Genomic DNA, 10,513 nt, shown 5'->3' on the forward strand with positions numbered 1-10,513 from the left:
CTCCGTCAGGTCCTCGCGTTTCACCCCCGGATACATCTGCTGCGCGATATAATCGCCCATCGCCGCGCCTGAGGCACCCTCGACCACGCTGTTACCCGCCGCGTAAGCGGCTGGGCTTTAATACCAGTCAGAAGATCGAAGTTATCACCACTCCGGGCCAGATGGTCGTCCGGCTAGCTGAAGAGTTAGCGGCGGGTAATAAGATCCCAGCCTTATGGCCGGGATGTTGGTTTACGTAATGGGAGTTGCTACATATTTATCAAGGATGTGAACATCTTCAATATTACATTCTGGATATATCCATTTAGCCCAATTGGTAATAATCCATTCTGTACTTAATGCTCTACCTTCGACTGACGCACTTTCGATTGGTAAAGATATTAAAATCAGGCCAGCTTTATGACCAGAAGATACAACTAAGCCATGAGTTTCAAATAAATCTATGACCATAAAATCAACCCATTCTTCATATGGCCAAACAGCAGGTAACCTAAAGACAGTTCCTCTCTTGATAGATTTATTTTTATAATTAATAAGTTTCATTATTCACCTTCAAATCATGACCGCCTGACTTATCTATGCTGTTAGGGATTTTTTGCATAGAAAAATCAAGGTCGCCCAAACGCTTACCTTTCGGGCTGACAGCCTCAAATCGCCCATGCTGAGTATCAAGTGCACATAAATTGCCGTTTGATCCTCTATAAATATCTCCGTTAGCCACCGTATGGAATAGGTGGCTGAAGCATGGTAGTTAAAGGATTCCAGCTTGATGATAAGGATTAAGGCGAACTAAGTTCTGCTAACCAATCTTCAAAATCTTCTTTTTGGTATAAAAAATCTCGATCCGTTGCTAATAAGTCGGCAGCTCCTAAGCATTGTAATATTTTCCAAACAGCCTGATCATCAATACGCACATGATCATCATCAATAATTGAAAACGCCCACTCAGAGACGTTTTTTCGGCTCACTTCGCCAGAGATCAGCTTAATGATCTTTTCTTGAAGTTCTGTTTTTATCGGTTTTTTCTCTTCCATTCTATCTTCGGCCTTGGTAGTTGCCGTCTTTATCAAAGATGCGATGGTTTTTATCACCTGTTACTGGTTTTGGTGCAACGCTTCTAACGTTTCCAGAATGATCCACAGTTTCATACCATGTTCGTGTTTGACCAGTTTTAGGATCCCATTCTCTTACTAACCTTGTCCCAGCCATTTCCCCGCTAGTTTTACCTGGAGTTGTTGTTCCGTAAAAACGGAAGCGTCCGTCATTAAGTTCTTTAATACTGCCTTGACTATATTTTTCAGCTTGCCTGTAATATTCTTTGAGTTTGGCTCCTTGTAAAGAACTAGCGGCATGAATATTACTACTGGCTTCATTAATTAGCTTCGATGCTTCAGCCACATCCCCTTTGGCCAGCGCTTTTTCTGCTGCCTTTATCACCTTACCGGCGGCATCGCCCGCTCCCGGTATCAGGCCCCCAGCCGCAGCCAGGTAATCTATCGCTGACTGCGCTTCAGCGAAGCCCTTAATGTCCCCAACTACAGGCACAAAATCCGCACCCTTGATAAGATATCCTTCAGCTCTTCCCGCCGCTGATTGTACATCTTCACCGAGCACGCTTCCGCGCTCATTCCGGCACAGTTTTCTTTCTTATAACGTTCATTTTCTTCTTCAACGCGCTCTTTAGCCACCTGCTGCGATGTCTTACCCGCAGCCAGCGCATCGGTAAGGTCAGACAGCGAGTTATTCTCAACTTTCTGATCGTCAAGAGCCTTCATCAGCCTTTCATTTTTTGTAGCTGATAAAAAGTTATTCTCCGCTTTTGTGCCGCCTGTTAGCGATATTCAGACGGGATATTATTAAGCTGTTCATCTACTGACCACCCGCTTGGTTTAAGCTTCGGATTATTCCACTTTGCTCCTCCAGACAACCATTTTTCTCGATAACGCTTTAATCCTGCTAAGGTAGAATCTTCATAACCAAATTCAACTCCACAGCAATCACATATATTGAAGCTTGCATCGTTACCAGTTATCCCCCAAGGTGGATCTGATTGAACAGCACCACAGACTCGACATACATACAATTTACTATTATTGTGCATTAAAATAATCCATATTTGTTTTAAACCCGTGATCTGCTGGGTTCGGTTTGAACATTGTGCGAGGAACACCATTAACTCTTTTAAAGTAGAAATTTAACCTTACTTCAAAGATGAAGTAATTTACTCATGACATCTGCGGCATCTTGCTTATAAGTCAAATTCCACTGATTGCTCCAGTCCGTAGGTCGTCCTTCTGTTTCCCACTGAGATAAAGCAAGTGCGTTAATTATTTCCAGTTCAAACCATGTTTGCTCATAGTTTTTCTTGTCTTCAACACTTTCGAACAGTTCATCTAACTGAAAAAGTTTTTCCGAGTAATTAACGAATCTTGCAAAGCTTGCAATATCACTTAGTGAGTTAATCCCATATTCATAAATAGTATTTTTCTTATTTGTCGCCATATTTAACAGTCACCACTTTTTCTGACTCATTTGTCACTACAGAAAGCTTACTTTCGGGATCGTAATGGACAGTAGTTCCGCCTCGTCTGGGAGTTGTTTTCCCGTTTCTGATAGTATTTTCGACAACAGAAGGGGATATTCCTCGATCCGGCATTCTGTCTAATGCATGTTCTGAGTATTCTCTCTTCTTGATCGAACCAGGCAAGTTCCTGACAGGCTGATAAGATGTTTCCTATCAAATTACGAAAGGCCGTCATATTCCATGTTCTTTTAAAGCTAACTCTTTTTTATTAATGGCATCGGTATTTTTACCGCATTTAGCCTTTGCTACAAGATTATTAACATTTTTCAGTTCTTTGATATTTGCCAAGAGCAGTTATAAAACTTGCCAAGGAATCATTTTTTAACGTGGCATGTAAACGTAGCTAATACTCTCCTCTCGCTCGAAGTCTGGTGCCAGGGAATTAGAAAAAACCATCTCATCGCCAATATTTAAAATTATAATGTCACCCCCCTCAAATTCTAGCTTTACGCCAATATTAGTCTTTTCCACCCCAGAAAAAACAAAATGAAAATTCAAAAACCTCTTTCCTATATACGATCTGAAAGCATCCAAACCTGACAGTTCCATGATCACTTCCTTACCATATTCTCCCAAATCATTTTCTTGCAAGGGAGAATTAAATACCTCAAGTGATGCGCCATCGTGCCCACACCGAAAACCTAAAGATTTACATTCAGAGGAAAAAACAAATTGTATTTGTTGTGGTGATTCTAGATCCGGGGCCTCTAGGACATATATGAGAGCAAAGACATGTTCTAATTTTAATCCATGCAAATCACTTATACATTTTTTTAATGCTTCGTTAATTATTTTCATTGTGGCGCCCCATCAAGTGCGTTCTTTACTGAGGTGTTATTTTTCACACCGTCTTTTAAGATAGTAATAAAACTGCCATCTGGCTTAGTAACAACAACGTCATTTCCTTTTATTCTAAAGAATACATCTCCACGGCTAGCGCCTGCTCCCGCACCTTGCCCCGCAAATTTCCCTGGAATAACCTTATCTGGGTTAGAACCTATATCATTTATAATATCTAAAACTCGCTTCCTGTCAGAAGGATTCGATGGACTTCCACCAAAATCTTCAACATGTTTTCCAAGTTTTTTCCCAAGCTGTGCATTAGTAACTGAAAATTTAGCGTTAGCTCCAATCCCTGAAGAGGGTAAGGATATTTTTCCAGGACTTGGAAGATGCCCAGAAATTTCAGAACTGGCCTGATTAATTAGCTTCGATGCTTCAGCCACATCACCCTTAGCCAGCGCTTTTTCGGCTGCCTTTATCACCTTACCGGCGGCATCGCCCGCTCCCGGTATCAGGCCCACAGCCGCAGCCAGGTAATCTATCGCTGACTGCGCTTCAGCGAAGCCCTTAATGTCCCCAACTACAGGCACAAAATCCGCACCCGTTGATAAGATATCCTTCAGCTCTTCCCGCCGCTGATTGTACACCTTCACCGAGCACGCTTCCGCGCTCATTCCGGCACAGTTTTCTTTCTTATAACGTTCATTTTCCTCTTCAACGCGCTCTTTAGCCACCTGCTGCGATGTCTTACCCGCAGCCAGCGCATCGGTAAGGTCAGACAGCGAGTTATTCTCAACCGCATTCTTCCCGGCCTGCGCACCCGCCACCGCACCCGCCGTACTGTCCCCGGTCACCCCGCCCGCCAGCCCTGCCGCCAGCGTCCCCAGCGTGCTTATCGTCTGACGCTGCTCCTCCGTCAGGTCCTCGCGTTTGACCCCCGGATACATCTGCTGCGCGATATACTCGCCCATCGCCGCGCCCGAGGCCCCCGCGACCGCGCTGTTGCCCGCCGCGTAGGCCGTCACCGCGCCCACCACCGCGTGGGCCATCAGGTTCGCCTGGACGTTCACCACGTCGTTGCCGTTTGCGTCCTTCGTGGTGGTCATGTCGTGAATGACTTCCGCCAGGTAAGGTGCTGCCGCCCCGCTGACCGCCTGACCGATATTGCCGCCCGCCAGGCCCTGTATCGCCGCCGTCGCCGCCTGAATGCCCTGCTGGATGGCGCTGCCGGTGCCTAACCCGCTTGCGTTAAACGCCTCGTTATAGAAGGTCTGATAGACCTGGCCGCTGATGTCGCCCGCCTTCGGCTCTTTGTCCGGATGTGCCGCCCGCCATTCGGCTTCCGCCGCCTTCGTGGTCGAGCTGTCGCTGCCGCTGTGGTTCGCCCCCACCAGCAGCCCGTTCGCCATGTTTCCGGCAAACTGACTGCCAATGCTTCCGCCGGTGCTGATACCCGCGCTCTGGTGCTCTACTTTGTAATCCGCCCGGTTCTCGATGTCGCTGAACCCGAGCGTACCCGTCTCCAGCTTATTGAGGCTGGCGTCCGCCGTCGAGCCGATAACCGCCCCGTCCAGCTGCGTGTGCTCCCCGACCGTGACGTCAAACCCACCCTTGCCCGCAAAGATGCCGGTCTGCTCCTCCACGCTCTGCCAGTTGCTGTGCATTTTGTCCCGCGAGGCGCTCAGGCTCGCCGAGCCGGTCATCGAGCCGATGTTAAAGCTGCCCCCCGCGCTGACGCTCTGCTGCTTCGAGTCGTAGCGGTCGCTGTCCTGCTCGCTCGCCAGCGTCAGGTTGCGGCCCACGTCCGCCTTCACCCTCTCCCCGCTCACCTGCGCGCCCTGAAGCAGGGTGTCGCGCCCGCTCACCATCATCACCTGGTTCCCCGCGCTCACCTGGGTCTCCGTATGGGTGACGCCGCTGCCCTGCTCGCTGCCCCTGCTCTTGTTGACGCTGGCGGAAATGTTGAAGCCCCAGCCGCCCTGGCCGACCCCGACGCCCACGCCAAGGGTGCCGCCGTGGCTCTCGTTTTTGCCCTCCAGCGACGAGGTGTTCTCCGCCGAAAGCAGGCTGAGGTCCCGGTTCGCCGACAGCAGCACGTCCTTGCCGGCCTGCAGCTGGCTGCCCTGCACCATCAGGTCGCCGTCAGCGCCTTGCACTCCGCTGCCCCGCGCCACCACGCTCAGGTTATCTCCCGCCGTCAGGCTGCTGCCCTGGGCGGTGCGCTGCTCGCTGCGCTGCGTGGAGGCAGAGGACTGTATCCCGGCTCGGCTACCCGGGATATTGTCAGTTTTTTATTGTGAATGAGACATAAATGTTCTCATTACTTAATGTACCTAGATGTTCTTTAGCGTAATCACAGCTTTCGGAAGAAGACGTAAGATTACAATACCAGTCGGCATAGAAATTTCTCATTTCATTGTTTTCATACAGATAAACATCGCCTCCAAGCACTAACCATTTGGCCTCTGCAAATAGAACTAAAGCCTCATTTACCACAGATAAAGGTAATACAGCATCATGAAGCCCATTATTTAACAGACTTTTCCCACAGCGAGAATAAAGCTCTAATATTTTACCAATCATAACATTAACCACTCTTATCTATTTTTTAGGGACAAAGAGGCGATGATTAATGGCCCCATTTGGTTCACGAATGTACTCGAATACACCTTCTTTTCCACGATAGCTTCCCGTTATTTCTAGTTTTAAACGTTCGACTCCGTCGCCGCCTTTAATTACTGATATTTTGCCTTGCTCTGCATAACTATCTACAGATTCTGGGAACGAGTGAAAATCGCCAGAGGAAGCTTGCTGTTTGACTTTATCTGTATAGGTAGTCCCTTTAAAGAAGTCACCAGCACTAATAGAGGTATTTTTGTCAGATGACTCCGAGATATAACCGGTGCCAATATTTTCAACTGGTTTTGGATTAATAAATATTCCGTCATTTTTTCCCGGCTGAGTTTCAGGAGATATAGTAATAATGGGACTATTACTGCCAGCCTGATCCGGCGTGATCAATGAGGTCCCTTTGCTTTCATCCTGTGCCGGGTTAACCAGTTTTCCGCCCGTCAGATCGTCATTCACCGGCACGGTTTCAGTTTTACTGCCTGCTCCGTCAGTGTGTTGCTGCGCTGCAACCACCGCCATCAGTACACAGCTTGCACTTTGCAAACAGGCTGCATCAAGACCCTGCTTAACGGCTTTGGTCAGCGCCAGCGCTGCCTGCTCGTTAGCGCCACCTTTGCCCGCTTCGGCCATTGCCGCTGAGTCCAGCACCGCCTTAGCCTTCATCAGCTCCAGCATGCCCATGCTCATCATATTATTGCTGACTTCGTTCTGTCCTGCCTGCGCGCCCGCGACAGCATCTGCCGTACTGTTTCCGGTAAGGCCGCCCGCGAGGCTTGCAGCAACCGTGCCCAGCGCGACCAGCGTCTGCTTCTGCTCCTCGCTTAGCTGGCTTACCGGCACATTGCCATACAGCGCATTCTTGATGGCTTCCCCCATTGCCGCCGTGGTCGCTGCGCCGGCCGCGCCGGACAGCGCTGAGTTGCCCTGCGCCGCCGCTATCACACCGGCTACGGCGGCATGTGCCATGATGCGGCTAGCTTCATCCGGTGCGGTTTGTTTGATGATCTCAGCCAGGTAAGGCGCCGCCGCACCGCTGGCCGCCTGACCGATATTGCCGCCCGCCAGGCCCTGCACCGCTGCCGTGGCTGCCTGAATGCCCTGCTGGATGGTGCTGCCGGTGCCTAACCCGCTCGCGTTAAACGCCTCGTTATAGAAGTTCTGATAGACCTGGCCGCTGATGTCGCCCGCCTTCGGCTCTTTGTCCGGATGTGCCGCCCGCCATTCAGCTTCCGCCGCCTTCAGCTGGTCCGGCGTAACGCTCTTCATCCGCTCGTTTGCGGCTTTTGTCGCCGCTATCTGCCCCTGGGTTCTGACAATATCCGCCGCCTGGTTCCCAATCTCCCCTATCAGCTGCGCCTCCTGCAGCCGGTTTTGCTCTTTTTCCTTGTCGAATATCGGGGAGAGCGTCTGGTTCGCGTGCTCAACGTCCCGGCTCAGCCCGCTCAAGTCCTGGGCCTGGCTGGCCTGGTCGCGGATAACTATCGCGCCCTCGCTCACCGCCGCCTTCGTGGTCGAGCTGTCGCTGCCGCTGTGGTTCGCCCCCACCAGCAGCCCGTTCGCCATGTTCCCGGCAAACTGACCGCCAATGCTTCCGCCGGTGCTGATGCCCGCGCTCTGGTGCTCTACCTTGTAGTCCGCCCGGTTCTCAATGTCGCTGAACCCCAGCGTGCCCGTCTCCAGCCGGTTTTTGTCCGCCGCGGCGGTGGAGCCGATAAAGTTGTCTATGATGTCAGCATACCACTTTGCCGAATCTTCATAGACCCGGCCCGCCAAGTCGTCCTGAACACGCAACGCCGTGTAAGCCTTTCGTTCAGTTCAATCTGGGTACGCATCTGCGCCACGCAGGCTGTGTCTCCCGCGTTCCAGCATGATTTTACCTTCTGAATGTTCTCCGCTGATTCTTTCAGCCATATCCTTGCGGATATTCTGCTCACAGCCAGAATTTCCATTACATTATTTATACTTATCGGTATATTTCTGGGCGCTTCCCTGACTCAGGAAGTTATTGACCAGCGAGTTTTCCCCCGCCTGCGCCCCGGCCACCGCATCCGCCGAGCTGTCCCTTCCCCGTAGTTGAGAGGTAAAACTGTACGCAGGCACGGCAGAAAACAAGCAAAAATCTCCGGCCCAGAGGCCGGAAAATTTTTAGGTCCATATTTCTTTCCCGTCTGGAGTTAGCCAGACAACTCCAGCTGGACATTTGACTAAAAACCACATGCCATATTCATCTAAATCATCATCTTCTTCATTAGATGGATATGGAGGCCAAGCTGCTTGCAATTTCCCTATTTGTTGTTCAATTGAGTCGCATAAAAAGCTCCCGTTCGCTGCAAGCTTAATTTTTCCACATGCTAGTAAATTCCTTAGAAAATAGAAAAAAACATCTTTCCTGTATAAATAGTTATCAGGCTGATCAGCGCATTCAATGCTTATATGTTGCCATATTGTGCCCATTGATAAACCATAGGCACTTTTATTGACGTTCTCACATATTTCATTGATACCTTTCATTTAAACTTAACCTCCACCCGGCGACCATTATTTATTGATGGGGTCATTAAATCGATTGTCCATTTAGCACCAGTTTGTTGCGCTGATGTTGAGAAATTCCTCAATGTTATAGTACTTCCTGCGTTAGGCCCTTCTGTCACTTTGACCGAATAAATCTCTCCTTTACCCGGAATGACCTTAGTTTCTGGCATTTTTTCTGAACCAGTGAGTTGTTTAAAGTAGGTTATAACATCAGCATCGGTTGCACCTTTAAACACCGGTGCCCCGATGCTTGTTTCTGGCTCTGTAACCATCGTTTTACCATTAATACTTAACTGGAAGTCTTTTGGATGTATGCTGGGATTATTAAACTGAGAAGCAAGATCATCAATTTTTTTCTCTGCCTGCTGCTGCAATACTGTGCCTGAAGGTTTCGCATCTAATTTTGAGCTGTTTTGCGAGTTATGCCCAATTTTCTCTAGAGCTGCTTTCTCTGCATCAACAAGAGCATTATTGCCCTGTTTTACTCCTGGCGTTAGGCCTTCATCAACCGCTTTACCAGCACCAATACCCGCTATTCCTCCGGCTATATACATCGCACCGAGCTGATAGCCTACCGCTGTCCTGGCTGCATCCTCGCTCATACCACTGCGCACATACGCCGCCACCATGCCGTTAAACAGCTCCTGCGTCTGCCTCGCTTCCGTGCTGGTGCCGTTCAGTAACTGCTGGATCTGCTGATAGCCCGCCTGTGTTTCCTTCAGATTCTGGTAACCCAAGTTCTGATACGTGCTCTGCTTATCCAGTGCATCCTGACGGGCTGCACTACAGGCCGCTGCACTGCCGCTCATGCAGGCATTCACCAGGGCTTTACTGGTTTCCGCATCCTTACGATTCAGCGCATCACGCTCCTGCTGCTCCTGTGGTGTCAGGTTCTGCCTGTGGTTCAGCTCCGTCTGACGGCTCTTCTCCGTGCTGCTCAGATAATTATTGACCAGCGAGTTTTTCCCCGCCTGTGCCCCGGACACCGCATCCGCCGTGCTGTCTCCCGCCAGGCCGCCTGCCAGTCCCGCCGCCAGCGTGCCCAGTGCGCTGATGGTCTGCTTCTCCGTTTCCGTCAGCTCGCTGACCTCTTTGCCCGGATAAAGCTGGTTCATTACCAGCTGACCCATCAGCTCTCCGGTCACCGCACCCGCGGCACCCGCCAGCGCTGAGTTACCCGACGCATACGCCGTCACCGCACCCACCACCGCATGGGCTATCGCTTTCGCTTCCTCGTTCCCTTCCGTCAGCACGTGGATTTGTTCCGCCAGATACGGTGCCGCCGCCCCGCTGACCGCCTGACCGATATTGCCACCCGCCAGGCCCTGTATCGCCGCCGTCGCCGCCTGAATGCCCTGCTGGATGGCGCTGCCGGTGCCTAACCCGCTCGCGTTAAACGCCTCGTTATAGAAGGTCTGATAGACCTGGCCGCTGATGTCGCTCGCCTTCGGCTCTTTGTCCGGATGTGCCGCCCGCCATTCGGCTTCCGCCGCCTTCAGCTGGTCCGGCGTAACGCTCTTCATCCGGTCGTTTGCGGCTTTTGTCGCCGCTATCTGCCCCTGGGTTCTGACAATATCCGCCGCCTGGTTCCCAATCTCCCCTATCAGCTGCGCCTCCTGCAGCCGGTTTTGTTCTTTTTCCTTGTCGAATATCGGGGAGAGCGTCTGGTTCGCGTGCTCAACGTCCCGGCTCAGCCCGTTCACGTCCTGGGCCTGGCTGGCCTGGTCGCGGATAACTATCGCCCCCTCGCTCACCGCCGCCTTCGTCGTCGAGCTGTCGCTGCCGCTGTGGTTGGCTCCCACCAGCAGCCCGTTCGCCATGTTTCCGGCAAACTGACTGCCAATGCTTCCGCCGGTGCTGATGCCCGCGCTCTGGTGCTCTACCTTGTAGTCCGCCCGGTTCTCAATGTCGCTGAACCCCAGCGTGCCCGTCTCCAGCCGGTTTTTATCCGCCGAGGCGGTGGAGCCGATAACCGCCCCGTCC

12 protein-coding genes and 2 pseudogenes are annotated in these 10,513 nt (G+C 51.1%); all 14 read right to left on the reverse strand.

Features of this window, described 5'->3' with window-relative positions:
* Nucleotides 1–231: 231 nt before the first annotated feature.
* Nucleotides 232–543: an Imm45 family immunity protein gene (gene imm45 / locus B3797_RS13700; RefSeq protein WP_271152773.1), complete on the reverse strand. Its 312-nt coding sequence runs from the start codon at nt 541–543 to the stop codon at nt 232–234.
* Nucleotides 544–779: 236 nt separating this feature from the next.
* On the reverse strand, nt 780–980 hold the full coding sequence (locus tag B3797_RS13705; RefSeq protein ID WP_390904801.1) for a hypothetical protein: 201 nt from the start codon (nt 978–980) through the stop codon (nt 780–782).
* A 55-nt stretch (nt 981–1,035) separates the two neighbouring features.
* The gene (locus tag B3797_RS13710; RefSeq protein WP_311791353.1) at nt 1,036–1,614 is read right to left on the reverse strand and encodes a hypothetical protein; all 579 of its coding nucleotides are present in this window, start codon (nt 1,612–1,614) and stop codon (nt 1,036–1,038) included.
* On the reverse strand, nt 1,536–1,775 hold the full coding sequence (locus B3797_RS13715; RefSeq protein ID WP_311791354.1) for a hypothetical protein: 240 nt from the start codon (nt 1,773–1,775) through the stop codon (nt 1,536–1,538). The genes B3797_RS13710 and B3797_RS13715 overlap by 79 nt, the downstream gene beginning before the upstream one ends.
* Nucleotides 1,776–1,831: 56 nt before the next feature.
* The gene (locus B3797_RS13720; protein WP_311791355.1) at nt 1,832–2,101 is read right to left on the reverse strand and encodes a hypothetical protein; all 270 of its coding nucleotides are present in this window, start codon (nt 2,099–2,101) and stop codon (nt 1,832–1,834) included.
* Between the two features lie 104 nt (nt 2,102–2,205).
* Nucleotides 2,206–2,502 carry a hypothetical protein gene (locus B3797_RS13725; RefSeq protein ID WP_311791356.1) on the reverse strand — a complete coding sequence of 99 codons (297 nt, stop codon included), beginning with the start codon at nt 2,500–2,502 and terminating at the stop codon, nt 2,206–2,208.
* Entirely contained in the window at nt 2,489–2,707 is a 219-nt protein-coding gene (locus B3797_RS13730; protein WP_311791357.1) for a DUF4258 domain-containing protein, read from the reverse strand. The genes B3797_RS13725 and B3797_RS13730 overlap by 14 nt, the downstream gene beginning before the upstream one ends.
* 198 nt (nt 2,708–2,905) lie before the next feature.
* Nucleotides 2,906–3,382 (reverse strand): hypothetical protein, encoded by a 477-nt coding sequence (locus B3797_RS13735; protein WP_311791358.1) that lies wholly within the window; start codon nt 3,380–3,382, stop codon nt 2,906–2,908.
* Nucleotides 3,383–4,146: 764 nt separating this feature from the next.
* A pseudogene (locus B3797_RS13740) lies at nt 4,147–5,628 on the reverse strand (hemagglutinin repeat-containing protein); the annotation flags it as partial.
* A 22-nt stretch (nt 5,629–5,650) separates the two neighbouring features.
* A complete protein-coding gene (imm40, locus tag B3797_RS13745; protein ID WP_311791359.1) occupies nt 5,651–5,950 on the reverse strand; it encodes an Imm40 family immunity protein in 300 nt (99 codons plus the stop codon).
* A 732-nt stretch (nt 5,951–6,682) separates the two neighbouring features.
* Nucleotides 6,683–7,711: pseudogene (locus B3797_RS13750) on the reverse strand (VENN motif pre-toxin domain-containing protein); the annotation flags it as partial.
* 240 nt (nt 7,712–7,951) lie between these two features.
* The gene (locus tag B3797_RS19625) at nt 7,952–8,098 is read right to left on the reverse strand and encodes a VENN motif pre-toxin domain-containing protein (RefSeq protein WP_414693085.1); all 147 of its coding nucleotides are present in this window, start codon (nt 8,096–8,098) and stop codon (nt 7,952–7,954) included.
* Between the two features lie 45 nt (nt 8,099–8,143).
* A complete protein-coding gene (locus tag B3797_RS13755; RefSeq protein ID WP_311791360.1) occupies nt 8,144–8,509 on the reverse strand; it encodes a DUF596 domain-containing protein in 366 nt (121 codons plus the stop codon).
* A partial coding sequence (locus B3797_RS13760; protein ID WP_311791361.1) for a VENN motif pre-toxin domain-containing protein occupies nt 8,506–10,513 on the reverse strand: 2,008 nt, incomplete at its 5' end. The genes B3797_RS13755 and B3797_RS13760, both read right to left, overlap by 4 nt.

Origin of the sequence: Pantoea sp. UBA5923, from assembly GCF_002431095.1 — a bacterium.
In the GTDB taxonomy this organism is placed as follows: domain Bacteria; phylum Pseudomonadota; class Gammaproteobacteria; order Enterobacterales; family Enterobacteriaceae; genus Pantoea; species Pantoea piersonii.

Excerpts from the sequence above, each read along its gene's own strand:
- imm45 (WP_271152773.1), bottom strand. The coding sequence starts at position 543 with ATGAAACTTATTAATTATAAAAATAAATCTATCAAGAGAGGAACTGTC.
- B3797_RS13715 (WP_311791354.1), bottom strand. The coding sequence starts at position 1,775 with ATGAAGGCTCTTGACGATCAGAAAGTTGAGAATAACTCGCTGTCTGAC.
- B3797_RS13720 (WP_311791355.1), bottom strand. The coding sequence starts at position 2,101 with ATGCACAATAATAGTAAATTGTATGTATGTCGAGTCTGTGGTGCTGTT.
- B3797_RS13725 (WP_311791356.1), bottom strand. The coding sequence starts at position 2,502 with ATGGCGACAAATAAGAAAAATACTATTTATGAATATGGGATTAACTCA.
- B3797_RS13735 (WP_311791358.1), bottom strand. The coding sequence starts at position 3,382 with ATGAAAATAATTAACGAAGCATTAAAAAAATGTATAAGTGATTTGCAT.
- imm40 (WP_311791359.1), bottom strand. The coding sequence starts at position 5,950 with ATGATTGGTAAAATATTAGAGCTTTATTCTCGCTGTGGGAAAAGTCTG.
- B3797_RS13755 (WP_311791360.1), bottom strand. The coding sequence starts at position 8,509 with ATGAAAGGTATCAATGAAATATGTGAGAACGTCAATAAAAGTGCCTAT.